Raw genomic sequence first — 22,162 nt, 5'->3', positions numbered from 1 at the left:
ATATTCCAGCGGAAACGGCTATGCTCATTATTTGGCCCAGCGAACGGGAGAAAGTTATGGGACACGTCGTTAAAATTGGTCGTTATGAGATAATTGATGCCGAACTCGACAGCGATAATCTGCAGACCGTCAGCATCCCCTGTCAAACCAATCCCGAACTGAGTTATCAGCTCGACGGCTGGGACCACGATACCAGCGTACCCGCATGGATTGATGGCGAACCGGTGGATCTGCAAATAGGGCATTATGATAAACAGCAAGACCAGTGGGTATTAAAAAAACCTGCCTGAGTTAACTTTTCGCCGCCAGCGATCATTCCTGGCGGTAATTCCGAAAAAGCGGTCTGAAATATTTGGTTATTTTCAGCTCTCACGTCATTTTAACCAGAATTTTCAACAGGTTACCCATACAAAACTTTAGGCAAAAATAGTTTTTTCGGATTTGTTCCGTATTAACTCTGTCAAATATCTCCTGCATACTCTTTATCGCTGCTGCAGCTTTTCGTGATAACAATCACGTAATCCAATTATCTTTTCACTGCAGCCTGTATGGCTCTAACGACTGTAATGAACTGAAAACGATTGTTCTGCTTTTTCAGTTGTCCACTCCTGAGCGCGTACTTGATTCTGGTCAGGCCATCTTTTACTTAAGAAAAAAGAGAGCAGGTGTTATGGCAAGTACACTGGTAATGAATGATGCGAGCCGCTCATGGAGCGGAACGCGAAAAAATATCATCGCAAAGCTTGCGTTAAGCTTTTCCGATCTGATTGCCCTTAATCTTTCGCTGTTTTTATCCGCGGCGACTATTCAGGGGATCTGGGGCGATCTGGATGGGTTTATTCCGCCCCATCAAATTGAATATCGTTTTATTGCGCAGTTTGCGCTTTCTGTTTTGTGCACCGCTTATTTCTGGATGCGCATGCGTCACTATACCTATCGCAAACCTTTCTGGTTTGAACTGAAGGAAGTGGTTAAAACGCTGTTCGTCTTTTCGCTGCTGGATCTGGCGCTGATCGCCTTTTCCAAGTGGGATTTCTCACGCATGGTGTGGCTGTTCAGCTGGACTTACGCGCTGCTGCTCCTGCCGCTGATGCGTGCAGGCGTCAAGCGCGCCATTAACCGCGCTGGCCAGTGGCAGAAAGAGACCATCATCATCGGTTCAGGTAAAAACGCCATGGAAGCCTACGCTGCACTGCAGAGCGAAGAGATCCTCGGCTATAACGTGCAGGCGTTTATCAGCACCGACGAAGAAAATACGCCGCCGTCTGTTAACGGCGTGCCAGTTATCAAACAGCAGGATATTAACTGGCAGACCATTGACCGCGACAACGTGCAGTTTATCGTTGCCACTGAATTTGAGCAGCAGGTCGTGCGCGATACCTGGCTGAAATTCCTGTCGAAGATGAACTGCCGATCGATTTCCGTGATCCCTACCCTGCGCGGCGTACCGCTCTACGGCACCGACATGTCGTTTATCTTCAGCCATGAAGTGATGATCCTGCGCGTCAGCAACAGCCTCGCCAAGCGCTCTTCTCGCTTCCTGAAGCGCTGCTTCGACATTGTGGTCGCCTCGCTACTGCTGCTGTTCCTGGCGCCCGTCTTCGGTCTGCTCTGCTATATGGTGAAACGTGACGGCGGCAACGCTATCTACGGTCACGAGCGTATCGGTCAGAACGGCGTGAAGTTTAAATGCCTGAAATTCCGTTCTATGGTGACCAACTCGAAAGAGGTGCTGGAGCAGCTGCTGGCCACCAGCGCAGAGGCGCGCGCCGAATGGGACAAAGACTTTAAGCTGAAAAAGGATCCGCGCATTACCAAAATTGGCGGCTTCCTGCGCAAAACCAGTCTCGATGAGCTGCCGCAGCTGTGGAACGTTATCCGCGGCGAAATGAGCCTTGTCGGGCCGCGTCCGGTTATTGAGGCAGAGCTGGAGCGTTATGCAGGTGACGTCGATTACTACCTGATGGCGAAACCGGGCATGACCGGCCTGTGGCAGGTCAGCGGACGTAACGATATCGACTACGATACGCGCGTCTACTTCGACTCCTGGTATGTGAAGAACTGGGCGCTCTGGACCGATATCGCTATTCTGTTCAAAACCGCGGGCGTGGTGCTGCGCCGCGACGGCGCGTACTAAGGCTCGTCTGGATGCCCGCTTTACGGCGGGCATCGCATTTTTCGCTTTTCTTTTCGCCCCCAACTCATTACCCTTCCCGCTTGTTTTAACAGGACGTTTACCTTCTAGCTTTTATGCAAAAATTTACCCTGATGCTGTTGAGCCTGGTGCTGCTGGCGCCGCTGGGCATCGATCTCTATCTCCCTACCCTGCCCGATATCGCGATCGGCCTGAATACGCCGGTCAGCCTGGTTCAGACCACCATTCCGATCTTTCTGCTGGTGATGGGCTTAGGCCAGCTGGTTACCGGGCCGCTGGTCGATAATTACGGGCGCAAACCCATTGCCTTAGCGGGCCTGGCGCTCTATGTGGCGGGCAGCATCGTTGCGGCGACCGCCAGCAACTGGCCGATGTTCCTCTCAGCGCGGCTGATTCAGGGCTGCGCGGTGTGCTGCAGCGCCGTCGTGGCTTTTAGCGGCGTGCGCGATCGCCTGAGCGGCGACGAAGCGGCGCGCGCTTACGGCTTCCTCAACGGCGCGCTGAATATTGTGCCCGCGCTGGCACCGCTGCTGGGCGGCCTGCTTGCCAGCGCCTTCGGCTGGCGCGCGCCCTTCTGGTTCCTGTGCGCTTACGGCCTGCTTATCGCGCTTATCGTGCTGCTCTGGCTGCCGGAAACGCGGCCCGCCAATACGCTGCGGGTCAAAGGGCTGCCGCTGGCGCAGTATGGCGCTATCCTGCGCCAGCCGCGCTTTCTCGCTTTCGCCTTCGCGAATGCTGGCGCGCTCGGCATGGTGCTGACCTATGTTTCGCTGGCACCGCACGTGCTGATGACGGAAGGCGGCCTGTCGCCGATTCAGTTCTCGTTCGCCTTTGGCGCGAATGGATTCTGGATCATGCTGGTAAGCGCCTTCGTCAATAAAACCATCCGCAAAGCGGGACGACCGTTCTGTCTGGCGATGGGCTTCGTGACGATGCTGGCGGGCGCGCTGCTGCTGTTTGCTGGCATGCATCTGCTGCCGGAAAGCGTGCAGACTCACTGGGCGCTCTATATGCTGCCGGTCGCTATTTCGGTCGCAGGGCTGGCGTTTACCGTTGGCCCAGCCACCAGCTATGCGCTGGAGCCTTACCAGCAGCAGGCTGGCGTGGCGGCGGCATTGCAGGGTTTTATTCAGATGGCGGGCGGCGCGGCGGGCAGCCTTTTGATTGTAATGCTGCCCGTAGCGGAAAAGAGCGCGCTGGCGCTGATGATGCTGGCGGGCGCAGCGCTGGCGTTAATCGCCTGGCGCTGCAGCAAGAAGATGCGCGGTTCGCTGACCGCGCTTAAATAACCTTAACCGGCACGCGGGGCGCAAGGGCGCACATCAGCTCATAGCCTACCGTGCCGGCCGCTTTCGCCACCTGATCGATCTTCACCTGTTCGCCCCACAGTTCGACCTTCGAACCGATGCCTGCCTGAGGGCAAGGCGTTAAATCGACGGTGATCATATCCATCGATACCGCGCCAATCACCTGCGTCATCACGCCATCGACGGATACCGGCGTGCCGTTGGGCGCATGGCGCGGATAGCCGTCGGCATAGCCGCAGGCGACCACGCCGATACGCTGCTCCTGCTGCGCATGATAGCGATAGCCGTAGCCGACGCCATCCCCACGGCTCAGCTGCTGGAGCCCGATAACTTCGCTATTCAGCGTCATGACCGGTTTCAGGCCGGTGCTGGCGATATCCTGCCAGTCGCCGCTGGGCGATGCGCCATAGAGAATAATGCCCGGGCGCACCCAGTCATAGTGTGCTTCCGGATGCCACAGGGTGCAGGCGGAATTGGAAAGCGAACGAGGGATATCCAGCCCTTCGGCGGCGCGCCCGATACGCTGCAGCGGCGCGATCAGCCCTTCCGGGTTTTCCGCATCGGCAAAATGTGCCATCAGCGTGATATCGCCTACGCCTGGCAACGCGCGCAGCTTTTTATAAGCGGCATGCACCTGCTCAGGCCGGAAGCCGAGGCGATTCATGCCGCTGTTGACCTTGAGATAGATGTCTACCGGCGCGGAGAGCTGCGCTTCCGCCAGCGCCTTGATCTGCCAGTTGCTGTGCACGCTGGTCGTCAGGCGATAGCGATCGATCAGCTCCAGATCCTCAGCATGGAAAAAGCCCTCCAGCAGCAGGATCGGTTTGCGCCAGCCGCTGTCGCGCAGCAGTATCGCCTCTTCCATATTCAGCAGCGCAAAGCCATCGGTCTGCGCCAGGCTCTCCCATACGCGGGCCAGGCCATGGCCGTAAGCATTGGCCTTCACTACCGACCAGACGCGCGCGCCGGGCGCCGCCTGGCGCACAACCGCCAGATTATGGCGCAGCGCCTGCTGATCTATGGTGGCGAAAACTGGACGTGACATACTCCCTCTCCCTGAATGTTAACGCGTGGCGTTCGCGTTGCGTAATGGTGAAGATGACGGTGTAAAACCAGGCAGATAGCGGAACACCGACAGATCGTCGGCGGCGATCGCCGGGGTTTTACCGCTGATCACATCGGCCAGCAGCTGACCGGAACCGCAGGCCATTGTCCAGCCAAGCGTGCCGTGTCCGGTATTCAGGTAGAGATTGCTGAGCGGCGTTGGGCCAACGATTGGCGTTCCGTCTGGCGTCATAGGACGCAGACCGCTCCAGAAGCTGGCCTGTTCAATATGACCGCCCTCAGGATAAAGATCCCGGACCACCATCTCCAGCGTTTCCCGACGCGCAGGCAAGAGTTTGTTGTTAAAACCAACGATTTCCGCCATGCCCCCGACGCGAATACGGTTGTCAAAGCGGGTGACCGCCACCTTATAGGTTTCATCCAGGATAGTAGAAACCGGCGCGGCCTCTTGGTTTTTTACCGGAATCGTCAGGGAGTAGCCTTTAAGGGGATAAACCGGAATATCAAGAATATGCTTTAGCAGCGCGGTGGAGTAAGAACCAAAGGCCACCACATAGCTGTCGCCTTTAACGATCTCATCGCCGCACTTAACGCCGTAGATGCGGTTGCCTTCACGCAGCAGCTGATCCACAGGCGTATTAAAGCGGAACACAACGCCCGCCTCCTGCGCCATTTTCGCCAGCTTTTGGGTAAAGAGCTGACAGTCGCCGGTTTCATCATTGGGCAGGCGCAAGCCGCCGGTGAGCTTATGCTGCGTGGTCGCCAGCGCTGGCTCTACGCGCGCCAGCTCATGCGCATGGAGCAGTTCGTAAGGCACGCCCGCCTCGCGCAGCACCTCGATATCTTTGCTGGCGCTGTCGAACTGCTGCTGCGTGCGGAACAGCTGTAGCGTACCGCCCTGACGTCCTTCATAGGCGATGCCGGTCTCTTCGCGCAGCGCCTTCAGACAGTCGCGGCTGTATTCGGCGATACGTACCATCCGGCTTTTGTTCTGCTGATAGTGCTGCATATCGCAGTTGCGCAGCATGTTCCACATCCATTGCAGCTGGAAACTGCTGCCGTCCAGGCGGATCGCCAGCGGCGCGTGGCGCTGGAACATCCATTTGACTGCCTTGAGCGGCACGCCCGGCGCGGCCCAGGGCGCCGCATAGCCGGGCGAGATCTGCCCCGCATTGCCTGCGCTGGTCTCCAGCGCGGCATCGGGCTGGCGATCCAGCACCGTCACCTGATGCCCTGCGCGCGCCAGATACCAGGCGCTCGCCACGCCAACCACACCACTACCTAAAATTACTACGTGCATATCGCCCCCACCGGCAAATTCAAAAGCATAATTCACTAGACTACAGGGCAATATCAGCACATTACCAACGGCCGACAGAAGCCCTTACCTCATTAACTTATTTCACATGTTTTTCACTTTTTCGAACACTAAAATCTTATGGTTGGGTCAAAATCAGTAACTTATGCCTTTTTTTAACCGTTCTTAGCAGTTAATAATAGCGTACCCGGCAATATTCACTTATTTCAGGAGAATAAGTTGACGCCATACAATCCACTTATAAACAGCATTTTATCCCGACTTTACGCCATTCAGGATGACATCAGCTCATCAAATGCTTTTCCGCTTATTTTCAGATGATTTTCTGCCGAATAATTCGATTGAGTTCCGCTTTCAGATAGGTAACAGTGGGCTATCATTGAAGTGTTCACTCCGTTTTTGGGGTTCTCTTTCTTAGGGACGAGCCTTGAAATTACCGGAACCGGCTGCTCGCATCGGGCAAGCCTGTTTGCAAAACAGAGGTGCGCTATGACGACAATCTTTGACGATCCGATTAAGGACAGCAAACGACTCAGCGATGGACCGGACTGGACATTTGATTTGCTCGATGTCTACCTTGCGGAAATTGACCGCGTAGCCAAACTCTACCGACTCGATACCTATCCCCACCAGATTGAAGTGATTACCTCTGAGCAGATGATGGACGCCTACTCCAGCGTGGGTATGCCCATTAATTACGCTCACTGGTCGTTCGGTAAAAAGTTTATTGAAACCGAGCAGCGCTACAAACACGGACAGCAAGGGCTGGCGTATGAGATTGTTATTAACTCCAATCCCTGCATCGCCTATCTGATGGAAGAGAACACCATGACCATGCAGGCGCTGGTGATGGCGCATGCCTGCTACGGCCACAACTCTTTTTTCAAGAATAACTATCTGTTCCGCAGCTGGACTGACGCCAGCTCTATCGTCGATTACCTGCTGTTTGCGAAAAAATATATCTCCGACTGTGAAGAGCGCTTCGGTGTTGAAGAGGTCGAGCGTCTGCTGGACTCCTGCCATGCGCTGATGAATTACGGCGTCGATCGCTATAAGCGACCGCAGAAAATCTCCTTGCAGGAGGAGAAAGCGCGACAGAAGAGTCGTGAAGAGTATCTGCAAAGCCAGGTGAATACCCTGTGGCGCACGCTGCCGCGCCGCGAGAAAGAAGCGGTACACGTCGAGGCGGCGCGCTACCCGTCGGAGCCGCAGGAAAACCTGCTCTATTTTATGGAGAAGAACGCGCCGCTGCTTGAGCCGTGGCAGCGCGAGATCCTGCGCATTGTGCGTAAGGTGAGCCAGTATTTCTATCCGCAAAAACAGACGCAGGTAATGAACGAAGGCTGGGCGACCTTCTGGCACTACACTATCCTCAATCATCTTTATGATGAGGGCAAAGTGTCGGAGCGCTTTATGATCGAGTTCCTGCACAGCCACACCAACGTGGTGTTTCAGCCGCCCTATAACAGCCCCTGGTATAACGGCATCAATCCTTACGCGCTGGGCTTCGCGATGTTCCAGGATATCAAGCGCATCTGCCAGTCGCCGACGGAAGAAGATCGCTACTGGTTCCCGGATATCGCCGGTTCCGACTGGCTGGAAACCCTGCATTTCGCTATGCGCGAATTCAAGGACGAGAGCTTTATCAGCCAGTTCCTGTCGCCGAAGGTGATGCGTGATTTCCGCCTCTTTACTGTGCTGGATGACGATCGCAATAACTATCTGGAGATCGCCGCCATTCACGATGAGGCAGGCTATCGCGCGATTCGCCAGCAGCTCTCCGCGCAATACAACCTGAGCAATCTGGAGCCGAATATTCAGGTTTATAACGTCGACCTGCGCGGCGACCGCTCGCTAACGCTGCGTTACGTACCGCAAAGCCGCACGCCGCTCGACAAGAGCCGCCGTGAAGTAATGAAGCATGTGCACCGGCTGTGGGGGTTTGATGTGATCCTTGAACAGCAGAACGAGGATGGCAGCGTTGAGCTGCTGGATCGCTGTCCGACGCGCGGCAACGCGCTTTAAGGTCTTCGCAAGAGGAAAACCGGACACTGTCCGGTTTTTTTTCAGGCCGCATTCATGCTAACGGAGTGGGTAGCCTCAACAGAAGAGCAAAGCGTCCCGCGGCAGGGATGCCGCGGGCCGAGCGTGCAGGGATGCCTTGAGCGACTTTGCGATCTGTTGAGGCTACCCGCGACAGCGCCTGTTTTACCGCTATAAAAAACCGGACGGCGTCCGGTTTTCTGTTTTTAACGTTTGCTGCCCAGGTCATCCGGCATGCTTTTCTGCATACTGTGCCAGATTTCGCCGCTCCGACGACCGTATTCGCGCACCGCATCAACAATTTGCTCCTGCGATGGTTCTTTCACGCACAGCGCTTCAAGCCGCGAGTAGAAATTGCGCGCCAGCTCACGCGCTTCAGGGTTTGAAAAATAGTGACGACCTACACGGGTATAGAGCCCTTTCAGGCCATTCAGGATCAGTCCGTAAATCGGGTTGCCGGAAGCAAAAGCCAGACCGCGGAATACGCGATAATCGAGTTCGGTATAGGCATCAGCCTGATCATCGATACCGGCGACGCTCTCCAGCACCGCGCGGGCTTTATCGGGATGATGACGTAGTGCGCGGCTGATAAAGATAGAGGCGATATTGGTACGCACCGACAGCAGGTTATCGATCAGCACCGGCACGCTGTCATGGTCAAGTCGCGCCAGCGTCTCAAGGATATTCAGCCCGGACGTTTCCCAGAAGTCATTCACGCGGGTGGGTTTCCCGTGTTGAATCGTCAGCCAGCCGTCTCGCGCCAGGCGCTGCAAAACTTCACGCAGCGTGGTGCGGGTTACGCCGATAAGTTCAGAAAGCTCACGTTCAGCGGGAAGGATTGATCCAGGAGGAAAGCGACTGTTCCAGATGCTTTCAATAATATACTCTTCAGCAAATCCCGCAGGGCTCTGCGCCTTAATGACCATAGCGATGTTTTCTCGTTGCTTTCTTTGTCGATATGGCACTCATCATACCAGACGCCCTGGGCGTGTTATAGACCGCACAAGGATTAAAAGCGCGCGCTGGCGCAAAAACCGGCAGCCGTACGCAATCCTGTAAGACGAGATTGCGCCCTGCTGTTTCGCTTATTACCCTGTGGCCATTCTCTTCATCCCGTACAGGACTTTTGCCATGGAAATCACCTGGGGCCAGGCGCTGCACCGCAACTTTCTCGGGCAGTCGCCCAACTGGTACAAAGCGCTGCTGCTAGCGTTTCTGGTTATCAATCCGCTGATCTTCTTCCTGGTCAGCCCGTTTCTCGCCGGCTGGCTGCTGATTGCCGAGTTTATCTTCACGCTCGGCATGGCGCTGAAATGCCATCCATTGCTGCCCGGCGGTCTGCTGACGCTGGAAGCGATTGCCATCGGCATGGCCAGTGCCGAACAGGTTAAACAGCAGCTGGCGGGTAATCTGGAAGTGCTGCTGCTGCTGATCTTTATGGTAGCCGGCATCTTTTTTATGAAGCAGCTGCTGCTGTTCATGTTTACGCGGCTGCTGCTGTCGCTGCGTTCAAAAGTGCTGCTCAGTCTGACCTTCTGTCTGGCGGCCGCCTTTCTCTCTGCATTTCTTGATGCCCTGACCGTGGTCGCCGTGGTGATCAGCGTCGCTGTCGGCTTTTATCAGATCTACCACCGCGTCTCTTCCGATCCCGGCTATGCCGCAGAGGAGCATCATCAGCGCGCCACGCTGGAGCAGTTCCGCGCCTTTCTGCGCAGCCTGATGATGCAGGCGGGCGTCGGGACTGCGCTGGGCGGGGTAATGACCATGGTGGGCGAGCCGCAAAACCTGATCATCGCCCATGCCGCAGGCTGGGATTTTGTCAGCTTCTTCCTGCGCATGGCGCCGGTAACGGTGCCGGTGCTGCTGGGCGGTATTCTCACCAGCCTGCTGGTAGAGCGCTTTCGCCTGTTCGGCTACGGCGCGACCCTGCCGGATGAGGTGCGTGCGATTCTGCTACAGAGCGAACGTGAGGCAGCGACGCAGCGTACGCGCCAGGATCGGCTGAAGCTGTGGATTCAGGCGGCTATCGGTTGCTGGCTTATCGTCGCGCTGGCGCTGCATCTGGCGGAGGTCGGCCTGATTGGGCTGTCGGTGATCGTGCTCGCCACCTCGCTGTGCGGCGTAACGGATGAGCATACTATCGGCCAGGCCTTTACCGAAGCGTTGCCCTTTACCGCTCTGCTGACGGTATTTTTAGCCATCGTCGCCGTCATAGTCGAGCAGCAGCTCTTCAGCCCGCTTATCGCCTTTGTCCTCCAGTCCGATCCGCACGCGCAGCTCAGCTGGTATTACATCTTTAATGGACTTCTCTCGTCGATATCAGATAACGTTTTTGTCGGATCGGTATTTATCAACGAGGCGAAACAGGCTTTCAGCCAGGGCGCGATCGATCTGCAACAGTACCAGCTGCTGGCCGTCGCCACCAATACCGGCACTAACCTGCCATCGGTCGCGACGCCAAATGGCCAGGCGGCGTTTCTGTTTCTGCTCACCTCCGCGCTGGCGCCGCTGATACGCCTCTCTTATGGCCGTATGGTGTGGATGGCGCTGCCCTTTACCCTCGTGATGTCGCTGACAGGCTATTTTTGCATCCGCTGGTTGCTGGTACCCTTTACGGCAACGCTGTTGCACTGGGGCTGGCTTGCCGCGCCACCGATGTAAATTCTGCTCTGGATCAGGTTAAGTCGGAATTGAGCACGATTTTACCTTGATGCCGGGCTGGCACCGCCGCGCTTTTGGTTTACACTGCGTGGCATTACCGTTTACAGGGAAAGCAAGATGTTGCGATATCTGAATCAATGTTCGCGCGGCCGCGCCGCCTGGTTACTGCTGGCGATAACGGCGCTGGCGCTGGAGCTGGTGGCATTATGGTTCCAGCATGTTATGGACCTGAAGCCGTGCGTAATGTGTATTTATGAACGCTGCGCGCTGTTTGGCGTCATGGGCGCGGGCGTCGTCGGCGCCATCGCGCCTAAATCGCCGCTGCGCTGGGCTGGGCTGGCTATCTGGATCTACAGCGCCTGTGAAGGACTGCGGCTTTCGTATGAACACACTATGCTGCAGTTGCATCCCAATCCGTTTACGACCTGCGATTTTGCCGCGCGTTTTCCCGGCTGGCTGCCGCTGGACAAGTGGCTGCCCTCGGTGTTTGTCGCCAGTGGAGATTGCGCCGAGCGCAACTGGGACTTTCTGACGCTGAGCATGCCGCAGTGGATGATAGTGATTTTCGCCGCCTACCTGATCGTGGCGATCGCGGTGCTGATCGCTCAGCCGCTCAAGCCAAAACGCCGCGATATCTTCTCCCGCTAAAAACAGAACAGGCTGCCTGGGCAGCCTGTTTCCTGTTAACCGTTGCGGTCGGGCCGATCGATAATATGGTCTTCCCAGTCGCGCACTTCACTTTCCCGCACCGCGATATAACGCACCGAAATGCGCTGCGAGTGCATCGCAGATTTTGAACCGCTCAGCAGCGGATGCCATGCTGGCAGCGCTTTACCCTCGCCCAGCAGACGATAGGCGCAGGTGCGCGGCAGCCAGTTAAACTGCGTCATATTTTCACGCGTCAGCTTGATGCAGTCCTCTTCATATTCAAAGCGGCGCTCATAGTTGCGGCACTGGCAGGTTTTGATATTAAGCTGATTGCAGGCGACGTTGGTGAAGTAAATCTCATCCGTGTCGGCGTCCTGCAGCTTATTAAGGCAGCACTGGCCGCAACCATCGCATAAGGATTCCCACTCGTCGTCGTTCATTTGATCGAGGCGTTTAGTCTGCCAGAAAGGAAGTTCACTCATGATGGCTGCGTCCGGGTTAATCACAAAACCGCACCTTATATCGGGTCAGGCGCGGCGTTGCAAGCATTACAGCACGCGCGTGCTGATGCCGTGTCCGGCCAGCGACACTTCCAGCGTATCGCCGGAGCGTAACGGACCGACCCCTTCCGGCGTGCCGGTCAGCACCACGTCGCCGGCGCGCAGGGTGAAATACTGGCTCATATGGGCGATCAGCGGCAGGATCTTGTGGATCATATCGGACGTTCTGCCGTGTTGGCGCACTTCGCCGTTCACCACCAGCTTCAGCTCGGTATCCTGCGGGTCGCCCGGAAACTCCGCTGAAGGAATAAAGCCGGAAAGCGGACAGGAGTTATCGAAGCCCTTGGATTTTTCCCACGGCTGGCCCGCTTTTTTAAAAGTCGCCTGCAAATCGCGCAGCGTCAGATCAAGCGCCACGCCATAACCGGCGATCGCTTTCGCCACATGATCTTCGCTCGCCTGTTTCAGGGTGGCGCCAATCAGTACCGCGAGTTCAACTTCATGGTGAACTTCACCAAAAGCGGATGGAATAGAGAGCGGCTGGCGCAGATCGCAAATTGCCGTTTCCGGCTTAATAAAAACCACCGGCTCGGTTGGCGTAGCGCTGCCCATTTCCTTAATGTGTTTCGCATAGTTGCTGCCGACGCAGACCACTTTGTTGACCGGATAATCCAACAAGGCGCCCTGCCAGTTACGATGCTGATACATGCTAATCCCCTGCTCTGGTTTATGTGATGCCAGCCACGCCGGCACGTTGATGTTTGCGGTTCAGCGGATCCTTCGCCCGCCGTAACGGCCATAATAAGATGCTTTAGCAAAGATTAGTGTGCGTAAATTGTCAAAAAAGGGTGAATATATGCTGCCGGAGCGGTGAATTTATCACCAGTCAGGGAGCAATAAAGAATAATGAACAGTAAAAGGCGCGGTAATCGCGCCATTATTTTGCTGGAAATAGTTATATATAATTATGCTGAAGAAGCAGGGACTACTGATTATATTTACAGATGAATCTGAATTAATCTTTTTTTGCCGATTCAAGGTGAACTTTCAGCAAACTTTCTACCGGCGGCGGCATTTGTAAATAATAGCCTTGATCGCTAAGCGCCTGTTTAACTTTATTGATGTCTGCGTTGGCCAGCCGTTCGCGGCCATCCAGCTTCAGCACCATCGCCAGCTGCGGCTTGCCGAAGCCGCGCAGCAGTTCCTCAGGCACGCGGGAAAAATCGTCCTTTTTTTCAACATAAAGATAAGTCTGGTCACGGGTCGGGCTTCGGTAGATCACACAAAACATATTTTTTACTCGAATAAACCTGGATGGTGGCTTGCCTGGAAATAACAGTAACTATAACATGCTTGCAGAACTTCGAATATTCACCGGATGGACTGAAATGATGATTTTATCGACGTTTGTTCGCCGGGCGAGAAAACAGGACTGAGTGGGACAGATGTCACAAACGCCAATCGAATTCAAAGGTAGCAGTTTTACCCTGTCTGTTGTTCATCTGCACCATCCCGAACCTGAAGTGATTCGCAAGGCGCTTCAGGACAAAATCGATCAGGCGCCGGACTTTTTAAAAAACGCGCCGGTGGTACTTAATGTGGCGGCGCTCAACGGCAACGTCAACTGGAAACAGCTCCAGCAGGCGATTGCCGCGACCGGATTGCGTATCGTTGGCGTCAGCGGCTGCAAAGACGAGGCGCTAAAGCGCATGATCGCCCGCGCGGGCCTGCCTGTTCTGGCGGAAGGCAAAGAGAGCATCAAGCGCAGCGAAGCGCCCGCACCGGAGGTTCAGCCCGCCGCGCCCGCAGAACCGATGGCCAGCAAAACGCGTATTATCACGACGCCGGTGCGTTCCGGGCAGCAGATTTACGCGCGCAATGCCGATCTGATCGTCACTAACAGCGTGAGCGCCGGCGCCGAGCTGGTCGCGGACGGCAATATTCATATTTACGGCATGATGCGAGGACGCGCCCTGGCTGGCGCCGGCGGCGATCGCAACAGCCAGATTTTTTGCACCAACCTGGCAGCAGAGTTGGTCTCCATCGCTGGCGAATACTGGATCATGGATCAAATCCCGGCGGAATTTTTTGGTAAAGCCGCGCGCCTGAGCCTCGCAGAAAGCGCGCTGACTATCCAGACACTTAATTAGGCCCCTTTTCTTCTGTTAAGGAAATCAATATTTATGGCACGCATTATTGTAGTTACATCCGGTAAAGGGGGCGTTGGCAAGACCACGTCAAGCGCGGCCATCGCCACCGGTTTAGCGCAAAAAGGCAAAAAAACGGTCGTTATCGATTTCGATATTGGTCTGCGTAACCTCGACCTGATCATGGGCTGCGAACGCCGCGTGGTTTACGACTTCGTGAACGTCATTCAGGGCGATGCCACGCTGAACCAGGCGTTGATTAAAGACAAGCGCACCGAGATGCTGCACATTCTGCCCGCTTCCCAGACCCGCGACAAAGATGCACTGACCCGCGAAGGCGTGGAAAAAGTGCTGAACGACCTGGCCGCGATGGATTTTGACTTTATCGTGTGCGACTCCCCGGCGGGGATTGAAACCGGCGCGCTGATGGCGCTCTACTTTGCCGACGAGGCGATTATCACCACCAACCCGGAAGTCTCCTCGGTGCGCGACTCCGACCGCATCCTCGGTATTATCGCCTCTAAATCCCGCCGCGCTGAAAACAGCCTCGAGCCGGTTAAAGAGCACCTGCTGCTGACCCGTTATAACCCTGGCCGCGTTAATCGTGGCGATATGCTGAGCATGGAAGACGTGCTTGAGATCCTGCGCATTCCACTGGTTGGCGTTATTCCGGAAGACCAGTCGGTGCTGCGCGCCTCTAACCAGGGCGAACCAGTGATCCTCGACACGAATTCCGATGCCGGCAAAGCCTATGCTGATACCGTAGATCGGTTACTCGGCGAAGAACGTCCCTTCCGCTTTATTGAAGAAGAGAAGAAGGGTTTCCTGAAACGCCTGTTCGGGGGATAAACCATGGCATTACTCGATTTCTTTTTATCCCGGAAGAAGAACACTGCCAACATAGCCAAGGAAAGGCTGCAGATTATCGTGGCAGAACGCAGAAGGGGCGACAGTGAGCCCCACTATCTTCCGCAGCTTAAGCGCGACATTCTGGAAGTGATTTGCAAGTACGTGAAGATCGACCCCGATATGGTCACCGTTCAACTTGACCAGAAAGGCGATGATATTTCTATTCTGGAGCTGAACGTGACGCTACCGGAAACGGAAGAAGCGGCCAAATGATTGTGTGCAGTTCCTGATGTTCCCCTGCTTCTGAGCAGGGGAATGTTTTCTGTCAGAACTGAGCCAGAATAGCCTCGATGCGGGTTTTAAACAGATCGCCGCGCCAGCCTGCCAGCAACTCCGGCACGCGCGTTTGCGGCTTAAGCCCCCAGTACTGGCTTAATACCTGGTTGATTTGACGACGCGACGCCAGCAGCTCCTGACTGAAGCCGGTTTCCTGACTCACTTCCTGCACCAGCGCTTTTATCGCCTTAAACACGTTCTTGTAGTGCGGATGATCCACCAGATTGCCCAGCGGCGGCGGCAGCGCCTCTTCCGGCAGCGCCTGCGCGTCAGCCACCAGCGCCAGCAAGGTTTTTCCGTGGAAGCGGATTTCATGGCCCGACAGGCCGAGGTGATCCAGCTCGCCCATTGAGCCAGGCATAAAGCGCGCCACTTTCCACAGATTCTCTTCGCGCACCACGAAATTCACCGCCATATCTTTTTCGCGCGCCACGTTGAGACGCCATGCGGCGAGCAGCTGCAAAGCCGCCAGCTGACGAGGACGCAGCTGCCAGGCGTTAGTGATCTCGCGCCAGGCTTCCTGCGGCTGCAGCACGTCGAGACGACGCTGGCAGAGCTGTTCGCACTCGCTGAGCGCCGCGGCCATATTGCCCGCCTCTTCGGTCATGGTCATCAGCTGCTGCGCGATAGGCAGCAGATAGTGCACATCCGCCGCGGCGTAGTCGCACTGACGCTGAGTCAGCGGACGCGCCAGCCAGTCGGTGCGCGATTCGCTCTTATCCAGCGTCGTCTGGGTAAAATGCGCCACCATGGCGGCAAAGCCCCATGAAAGCGGCTGACCGCTGAACGCCGCCAGAATCTGCGTGTCGATCATCGGCTGCGGCAGCACGCCGAAACGGTGCAGAAATACCTCAAGATCCTCGCCGCCCGCGTGCAAGAATTTTGTCACCTGCGTGTCGCTCAGCAGAGCGATAAAGGGCGTCCAGTCACTGATAGTTAATGGATCGATCAGCACCAGCTGTTCGCCATCAAACAGCTGGATCAGCCCCAGCTGCGGATAAAAGGTGCGGGTGCGGACAAATTCGGTATCCAGCGCGACAGCCGCATGCTGGCGCGCCTTCTGGCAAACGGCGGCCAGTTGCTCATTTTGGTCGATCAGCGAATAATTCAAATCTTGTTTTCACCGCGACAGACTGCGCGCGGCGCTCCATCTCATCATCAATAAAAACGCCGGGCTTCGCCGGCGTTCAACCAGAAATCTTATGGCCTCAGCTTGCGCTGGGCCGGGCTTCATCACGCAGTTCGCGCCGCAGGATTTTGCCCACGTTACTTTTGGGCAGCTCGTCGCGGAACTCGATAATTTTCGGCACCTTGTAGCCTGTCAGCTGGCGCCGACAATGGTCAAGAAGCTCCTCTTTGGTCAGCGAAGCGTCTTTTTTCACGATGCAGACCTTTACCGCTTCGCCCGACAAATCACTTGGCACGCCGATCGCCGCCGCTTCCCGCACTTTGGGATGCTGCATTAAGACATCTTCAATCTCGTTGGGATAGACGTTAAAGCCTGAGACGAGGATCATATCTTTTTTGCGGTCGACGATGCGGATAAAGCCTTGTGGGTCAACGGTAACAATATCGCCGCTGAGGAGCCAGCCATTTTTCAGCACCTCTTCAGTGGCGTCCGGCCGCTGCCAGTAACCCGCCATCACCTGCGGACCGCGGATCCACAGCTCGCCCGGCTCGCCGGGAATCACATCGTTGCCCTGATCGTCCACCACGCGCACATCGGTTGAAGGCACAGGCAGGCCGATGCTGCCGGTATGCTCGGTAATGTCATAGGGATTGACCGAGACCAGCGGCGAACATTCCGTCAGACCGTATCCTTCCAGCAGATAGTGGCCGGTGAGCTTTTCCCAGCGCTCCGCTACTGCCTTCTGCACCGCCATACCGCCGCCTGCCGAGAGACGCAGCGTCGAAAAGTCGAGCTTATTAAACTGCGCGTCGTTCAGCAGCGCGTTAAATAGCGTGTTGACGCCGGTAATCGCCGTGAAGGGAAACTTCGACAGCGACTTCACGAAGCCGGGAATATCGCGCGGATTGGTGATAAGCAAATTCTGGCCGCCCAGCTCCAGGAACAGCAGGCAGTTCACGGTCAGCGCAAAAATGTGATAGAGCGGCAGCGCGGTGACCACATTCTCTTTGCCGTCACGCAGCAGTTTGCCGTAGGTCGCTTTGGTTTGCTCAAGATTGGCCTGCATATTGCGATGGGTCAGCATCGCGCCTTTGGCAATGCCGGTCGTGCCGCCGGTATATTGCAGGAACGCCAGGTCGCCATTAGAGACGTCGGGACGTTGATAAGGCATCGACTCGCCCTGCTGCAGCACGTGGCGAAAGCTCACCGCGCCCGGCAGATGGTATTTGGGCACCATCTTTTTAATATATTTAACGACAAAGTTAACCAGCGTGGCTTTAACCGGCCTGAGCTGGTCGCCAAGGCGCGTAAGGATAACGTGTTTGACCGCCGTTTCTGCCACTACTTTTTCCAGCGTGTGGGCAAAGTTAGAGACGATGACGATGGCGCTGGCGCCGCTGTCGTTAAGCTGATGCTTGAGTTCGCGTGGCGTATAGAGCGGATTAACATTTACGACCACCATGCCCGCGCGCAGCACGCCAAACAGCGCCACCGGATACTGCAGCAGGTTCGGCATCATCAGGGCAACGCGGTCGCCTTTTTTGAGTCCCAGGCTGGACTGCAGGTAGGCGGCGAAAGCCCGGCTCTTTTGTTCAAGCTGCCGATAGGTAAGAGGCTGCCCCATGTTAATAAAGGCAGTCTGGTCGGCGTAGCGCTGTGTGGCCTGTTCAACTAAATCGACCAAAGAGGTATAACGATCCGCATTAATTTCGGCGGGCACATCTGCCGGATAGCGTTTCAGCCAGACCTTGTTCAAGGGTTCACCTCGATTTATATATTGTTTTTCCATTGCACCCTCAACACCCAGCCAGTTAACAATATTTTAACTCATTGTACCAGTTTGCCCGATTCGGCCTGCTGAGGTTGCGAAGCGCATCACTAATTTTCGTGCCGTTTTCAACGGCAATAAAAAGCCCGGTCGCGGCAGGCGCGGCCGGGCCTGAATAGCGCATTAAACGCCTATTCCGTCAGAATAGTTTCTACCTGAGCGGGTCCGCTGTTCATTCCCCAGTAGGGATTTGGCCCCCAGTAGCCGGGGTGATGGCGCGACGGGCCATACCAGATCCAGGGATCGATCGGCTGCGGCGGCGTGTTGATCTGCTGCGTCAGATGCCAGCGCTGATAGCCGCGTACATCGACGACCACAAAGTTATAGCTGGCTGCGCCGATAGTCCCCTTCTCGGTTCCCTTGATGTTGCCCAGTACGGTAACGTACTGATTGTTAACATCGGTGGGATCGACGAAGTTATTGATATCGGCATAAATACGCCCGACGGACGCCGCGCCTAAACGCGGGCGGGCGCTGTCGTCCAGCGGCTGGGTGGCGATCTCCAGCCGGGTTTTGCCGTTAAGGTTGGTTACCTTAACCACTTTGCCGCCGAAGCGTGATTCCTGCCCGACATAGAGCGACGGGTCGTTCATCACCCGGACCAGATCCTGCTGGGGAAGCGCGGAGCTTCCTTTAATCGTATCCGGCACCGTTACGCATCCGCTGAGCAGCAGCGCGCACGCTAACAAAACACCGGACATTCCTTTATGACATACTGACATAGGCATTCTCCTAAAAGATGTTTGTTAGACTGGAGCGACCGCAATAAGTTGCGCCGCAATCAGCGGCCCGGCAATTTTTTCCACGCCACTTCGTTGCGCAGATAGGTCGGTTCAGCGTGCTCAGGCTGAACGGTCTCGCTCCGCTGCCACGCCTGCTGCGCCAGCGGCAGCATATCTTCTGCGGCAGGCAGCTCGACGCCGCTCTCCCTGAGCGTTAAGGCATGACCCTGCTGCAGCTGCGGCCAGGCCTGCCAGCCAGTGCCGGCAGTAAACCATTCACCCTCCAGCGCCTGCATGCGCGCCAGCGCCGTTTCCGGCGACAGCACGCTTTCGCTGGCTTCGCCCTGCCACACGCCCTGCGCGTCGCGCTGATACTCGGCCCAGTAGACCTCGCCCATACGTGCGTCGATCGCCGCCAGCACGCGCGTTGCGCCCTGCTTACGATAAGCGCCCTGCGCCAGCGTCGCCAGCGTCGAAATGCCGATCATCGGCAGCATCGCGCCCAGCGCCAGGCCCTGCGCGATACCGATGCCGATACGCACACCGGTAAAGCTGCCGGGACCGCGGCCAAACGCCAGCGCGTCGAGCGCCGTCAGCTCCAGCTGCTGCGCATGCAGCAGCTCTTCGACCAGCGGCAGAATACGCTGCGTATGGTCGCGCGGCGCAATTTCAAAACGGGCATCGATCTGCTGCTGATTAAGCAGCGCGGCTGAACAGGCTTCTGTCGCAGTGTCCAGCGCCAGGATTCGGGAAGACATAACAACCTCGGGTCATTCAAAACGGCGCGCATGTTAGCACAGCCAAAGGAAAATTACTGTTTCGCCTGCTGCGTGAAAGCGATGGCGCGCGCCAGATCGCGGGTGCGCGGCGTCGGCGGCAGGCTGTTGAGAAACAGCGCGCCATAGGGACGCGACACCAGCCGCTGATCGCAAATCACCAGCACGCCGCGATCGTCCGTGTCGCGGATCAATCGCCCTACGCCCTGTTTCAGGGTTATCACCGCATCCGGCAGCTGAACGTCGCTGAAAGGATCGCCGCCGCGCAGGCGACAGTCCTCCATCCGCGCTTTCAGCAGCGGATCTTCCGGTGAGGTAAAGGGCAGCTTGTCGATAATCACCAGCGACAGCGCGTCGCCGCGCACATCGACCCCTTCCCAGAAGCTGCTGGTCGCCACCAGCAGGGCATTGCCCGCCTCGATAAATTGTCTGAGCAGCTGGCCTTTGCTGGTTTCGCCCTGCACCAGCACCGGCAGCGTCATACTGGCGCGAAACTCCGCCGCCAGTTCGCGCATCATCAGGTGCGACGTACAGAGAAAGAAACAGCGCCCTTTATTGGCGTCGATCAGCGGTTTCATCATGCGCGCCAGCTGGCGCGCGCCGCCGGGCCGGTTCGGCTCAGGCAGATTGCGCGGCACGCAGAGCAGCGCCTGACGCGTATAGTCGAATGGGCTGTTGAGGATCAGGGTCTTCGCCGTACTGACGCCTAAACGGTCGGCGAAATGATGCATCTCTTCATTCACCGCCAGCGTCGCGGAGGTGAAAATCCATGCCGCCTTACGCGCATCCATCACCTCGCGGAACCGTTCCGAGACGGAGAGCGGCGTTAAGGCCAGCGTAAAATGACGCGAACTGCACTCATACCAGTAGCTGTAGCCAGGCTCGTTGACGGCGCGTAGCCGCTTGAGCCGTCCCCGATAGAGCGCGGCGCGCTCAAACGCGGCGTCCAGCAGCGCCGAGCGTCCCAGCGACATTTTTATCACGTCGTAGCATAGCTCAAGCGCGTCATCGAGCAGCGTAAACATGCGCTGCACATTATTGTCGGCAAAGAGTTCGCGCAGATTGCCGCGATAGCCCGGCTCACCCAGCGTCAGACGGAAATCCTGCGCGCACTGCGCGAGGCGATCCGCCGCTTTCTGCAGCTGCTGCACGTCGCGTACTTCAGTGCGGTAGGCGATGATAATGTCCTTCGCCAGATCGAGCAGCTGGCGGCTGGAGATCTGCTGACCAAAATACTGGCTGGCGATATCGGGGAGCTGATGCGCTTCATCGAAGATCATCACGTCAGCTTCAGGGATCAGCTCCGCGAAACCGCTCTCTTTCACCACCAAATCGGCGAGAAACAGATGGTGATTGACTACCACGACGTCGGCATCCATCGCCCGTTTGCGCGCCTTGACCACAAAGCAATCTTTATAGAGCGGGCAGTCGCTGCCGAGGCAGTTATCATTAGTGCTGGTGACCAGCGGCCAGATGGGACTGTCTTCGGTTACACCGCCGCAGCTGCTGATATCGCCATCAACGGTTTGCGACGACCAGCCGCGCAGGGTCACCAGATCGCCCAGCGCCTGTGCGTTGAGATCGCCGCCCGCCATCGACTGCTGCTCAAGCCGCTCCAGACAGAGATAGTTAGAGCGGCCTTTCAGCAGCGCGGTTTTACCGGTGAAGTTAAGCGCCTTCGCGATGGTCGGCAGATCGCGGCCGTAAAGCTGATCCTGCAGCGCTTTTGAACCGGTTGATACAATGACTTTCTTTCCGGCGCGCAGTGCAGGAGCAAGATAAGCGTAGGTCTTACCCGTACCCGTCCCCGCTTCCACCACCAGTTCGCCGCTGGCCTTAACCGCCTCTTCTACTGCCTGCGCCATTTCACGCTGCGCCTCGCGCGGCTTAAAGCCGGCAATCGCCTGCGCCAGCGCGCCTTCTACTGCAAAATCGTCCGCCACACTTCCTCACCCGTTTCGGCAAAAACACTGTAATTATGTCAGTATTCCGCTGGCCGCTCCACAACTGATGACAGCGCACCCCGGGTTATGCCAGGCTATCAACTGGAAAAATAAGGAGAAACAATGACCATTACCCGTATCGACCCCGAACATCGCATGTCCGAAGCCGTAATTCATAACGATACTGTTTATTACACCAGCGTGCCGGAAAACCTCGACGCCGACGCCGAGGCGCAGACTGCCAACGCGCTGGCGGTAATTGACGCCCTGCTGACGCGCGTCGGTTCGGACAAGAGCAAGATCCTCGACGCCACGATTTTTCTGGTAGAAAAGGAAGATTTCGCGGCGATGAATCGCGCGTGGGACGCCTGGGTATCGCCCGGCAATGCGCCGGTGCGCTGCACCGTTCAGGCCGGACTGATGAACCCGAAATATAAAGTAGAGATTAAAATCATCGCGGCGCTGTAAGTATACGGGCCGCGTCGGGCGTTACGCCTCGTCTTCGTCATCTTCGAAGCGCGCCCGGATCCGTTCGCCCTGATGCGTCTGACGGATCTCCTGCGCGACCAGAGTAATCGCCTCTCCGCTGGACATGCCGCCAGCCATCAGCTCCTGAATCCGCTCTACCGCCTGCTGCTGCTGTTCGTGGCTAAGTGCCGGTAAACCTGTAAACATTATTCACTCCTGGTTGCGAGGCGGGCACCGTTCCATGCGGAACAAACAGGTGCCAGCCGG

At 56.7% G+C, this 22,162-nt stretch carries 22 protein-coding genes; 10 read left to right on the top strand and 12 right to left on the bottom strand.

Features of this window, described 5'->3' with window-relative positions; genetic code table 11:
• Positions 1–56 precede the first annotated feature (56 nt).
• From B3797_RS10620 to B3797_RS10610, 3 genes are all read left to right on the top strand, one after another.
• Positions 57–290 carry a DUF1480 family protein gene (locus tag B3797_RS10620; protein ID WP_311791058.1) on the top strand — a complete coding sequence of 78 codons (234 nt, stop codon included), beginning with the start codon at positions 57–59 and terminating at the stop codon, positions 288–290.
• Between the two features lie 380 nt (positions 291–670).
• Positions 671–2,137: an undecaprenyl-phosphate galactose phosphotransferase WbaP gene (gene wbaP, locus B3797_RS10615; RefSeq protein ID WP_120453958.1), complete on the top strand. Its 1,467-nt coding sequence runs from the start codon at positions 671–673 to the stop codon at positions 2,135–2,137.
• 113 nt (positions 2,138–2,250) lie between these two features.
• Positions 2,251–3,444, top strand: a complete 1,194-nt coding sequence (locus B3797_RS10610; protein WP_311782282.1) for a multidrug effflux MFS transporter — start codon at positions 2,251–2,253, stop codon at positions 3,442–3,444.
• Here B3797_RS10610 and dadX read toward each other — a convergent pair.
• Both dadX and B3797_RS10600 read right to left on the bottom strand, forming a co-directional pair.
• Entirely contained in the window at positions 3,437–4,507 is a 1,071-nt protein-coding gene (dadX, locus tag B3797_RS10605) for a catabolic alanine racemase DadX (protein ID WP_311791057.1), read from the bottom strand. The genes B3797_RS10610 and dadX overlap by 8 nt on opposite strands.
• An 18-nt stretch (positions 4,508–4,525) precedes the next feature.
• On the bottom strand, positions 4,526–5,827 hold the full coding sequence (locus B3797_RS10600; protein ID WP_311791056.1) for a D-amino acid dehydrogenase: 1,302 nt from the start codon (positions 5,825–5,827) through the stop codon (positions 4,526–4,528).
• 507 nt (positions 5,828–6,334) lie between these two features.
• Between B3797_RS10600 and B3797_RS10595 the strand changes: the two genes are divergently transcribed.
• A complete protein-coding gene (locus B3797_RS10595; RefSeq protein WP_311782284.1) occupies positions 6,335–7,870 on the top strand; it encodes a SpoVR family protein in 1,536 nt (511 codons plus the stop codon).
• Between the two features lie 224 nt (positions 7,871–8,094).
• Here the strand turns inward: B3797_RS10595 and fadR are convergent, their stop codons facing one another.
• Positions 8,095–8,814, bottom strand: coding sequence for a fatty acid metabolism transcriptional regulator FadR (fadR, locus tag B3797_RS10590; protein ID WP_311782285.1), 720 nt, complete (start codon positions 8,812–8,814; stop codon positions 8,095–8,097).
• Positions 8,815–9,019: 205 nt separating this feature from the next.
• Here fadR and nhaB point away from each other — a divergent pair, with 205 nt between their 5' ends.
• Positions 9,020–10,549 (top strand): sodium/proton antiporter NhaB, encoded by a 1,530-nt coding sequence (gene nhaB / locus B3797_RS10585; protein ID WP_311791055.1) that lies wholly within the window; start codon positions 9,020–9,022, stop codon positions 10,547–10,549.
• Between the two features lie 117 nt (positions 10,550–10,666).
• Positions 10,667–11,197, top strand: coding sequence for a disulfide bond formation protein DsbB (gene dsbB / locus B3797_RS10580; RefSeq protein WP_311791054.1), 531 nt, complete (start codon positions 10,667–10,669; stop codon positions 11,195–11,197).
• A 35-nt stretch (positions 11,198–11,232) separates the two neighbouring features.
• On the opposite strand, the gene B3797_RS10575 is transcribed toward dsbB, so the two are convergent.
• From B3797_RS10575 to B3797_RS10565, 3 genes are all read right to left on the bottom strand, one after another.
• Positions 11,233–11,679 carry a YcgN family cysteine cluster protein gene (locus B3797_RS10575; RefSeq protein WP_311791053.1) on the bottom strand — a complete coding sequence of 149 codons (447 nt, stop codon included), beginning with the start codon at positions 11,677–11,679 and terminating at the stop codon, positions 11,233–11,235.
• 66 nt (positions 11,680–11,745) lie between these two features.
• The gene (locus B3797_RS10570) at positions 11,746–12,405 is read right to left on the bottom strand and encodes a fumarylacetoacetate hydrolase family protein (RefSeq protein WP_311782288.1); all 660 of its coding nucleotides are present in this window, start codon (positions 12,403–12,405) and stop codon (positions 11,746–11,748) included.
• A 307-nt stretch (positions 12,406–12,712) separates the two neighbouring features.
• The gene (locus tag B3797_RS10565; protein WP_311782289.1) at positions 12,713–12,988 is read right to left on the bottom strand and encodes a YcgL domain-containing protein; all 276 of its coding nucleotides are present in this window, start codon (positions 12,986–12,988) and stop codon (positions 12,713–12,715) included.
• Between the two features lie 154 nt (positions 12,989–13,142).
• Between B3797_RS10565 and minC the strand changes: the two genes are divergently transcribed.
• Genes minC through minE form a run of 3 tightly spaced genes read left to right on the top strand, consistent with a single transcriptional unit; the run spans position 13,143 to position 14,966 of the window.
• Entirely contained in the window at positions 13,143–13,847 is a 705-nt protein-coding gene (gene minC / locus B3797_RS10560) for a septum site-determining protein MinC (RefSeq protein ID WP_311782290.1), read from the top strand.
• Between the two features lie 33 nt (positions 13,848–13,880).
• Entirely contained in the window at positions 13,881–14,693 is an 813-nt protein-coding gene (gene minD, locus B3797_RS10555; protein WP_120453937.1) for a septum site-determining protein MinD, read from the top strand.
• 3 nt (positions 14,694–14,696) lie between these two features.
• On the top strand, positions 14,697–14,966 hold the full coding sequence (minE, locus tag B3797_RS10550; protein ID WP_033746630.1) for a cell division topological specificity factor MinE: 270 nt from the start codon (positions 14,697–14,699) through the stop codon (positions 14,964–14,966).
• A 52-nt stretch (positions 14,967–15,018) separates the two neighbouring features.
• Here minE and rnd read toward each other — a convergent pair whose 3' ends face one another.
• The 5 genes from rnd to B3797_RS10525 form a co-directional block, all read right to left on the bottom strand.
• Positions 15,019–16,140, bottom strand: a complete 1,122-nt coding sequence (rnd, locus tag B3797_RS10545) for a ribonuclease D (protein ID WP_311782291.1) — start codon at positions 16,138–16,140, stop codon at positions 15,019–15,021.
• Between the two features lie 97 nt (positions 16,141–16,237).
• Positions 16,238–17,914: a long-chain-fatty-acid--CoA ligase FadD gene (gene fadD / locus B3797_RS10540; protein ID WP_311782292.1), complete on the bottom strand. Its 1,677-nt coding sequence runs from the start codon at positions 17,912–17,914 to the stop codon at positions 16,238–16,240.
• Positions 17,915–18,117: 203 nt separating this feature from the next.
• Positions 18,118–18,708, bottom strand: coding sequence for a Slp family lipoprotein (locus B3797_RS10535; protein WP_120453931.1), 591 nt, complete (start codon positions 18,706–18,708; stop codon positions 18,118–18,120).
• Positions 18,709–18,767: 59 nt separating this feature from the next.
• Positions 18,768–19,466, bottom strand: coding sequence for a tRNA (adenosine(37)-N6)-threonylcarbamoyltransferase complex dimerization subunit type 1 TsaB (gene tsaB / locus B3797_RS10530; RefSeq protein WP_311791052.1), 699 nt, complete (start codon positions 19,464–19,466; stop codon positions 18,768–18,770).
• Positions 19,467–19,519: 53 nt separating this feature from the next.
• Positions 19,520–21,427: an ATP-dependent DNA helicase gene (locus B3797_RS10525; protein ID WP_311791051.1), complete on the bottom strand. Its 1,908-nt coding sequence runs from the start codon at positions 21,425–21,427 to the stop codon at positions 19,520–19,522.
• Between the two features lie 123 nt (positions 21,428–21,550).
• Here B3797_RS10525 and B3797_RS10520 point away from each other — a divergent pair, with 123 nt between their 5' ends.
• Positions 21,551–21,895, top strand: coding sequence for a RidA family protein (locus B3797_RS10520; protein ID WP_126690358.1), 345 nt, complete (start codon positions 21,551–21,553; stop codon positions 21,893–21,895).
• Between the two features lie 21 nt (positions 21,896–21,916).
• Here the strand turns inward: B3797_RS10520 and B3797_RS10515 are convergent, their stop codons facing one another.
• On the bottom strand, positions 21,917–22,102 hold the full coding sequence (locus B3797_RS10515) for a YoaH family protein (RefSeq protein WP_311782296.1): 186 nt from the start codon (positions 22,100–22,102) through the stop codon (positions 21,917–21,919).
• Between the last annotated feature and the right edge of the window lie 60 nt (positions 22,103–22,162).

It is taken from the genome of Pantoea sp. UBA5923, assembly GCF_002431095.1.
GTDB lineage: Bacteria > Pseudomonadota > Gammaproteobacteria > Enterobacterales > Enterobacteriaceae > Pantoea > Pantoea piersonii.
Note: the sequence above shows the minus strand (reverse complement) of the source record. Positions and strands in the feature narration are given on the sequence as shown.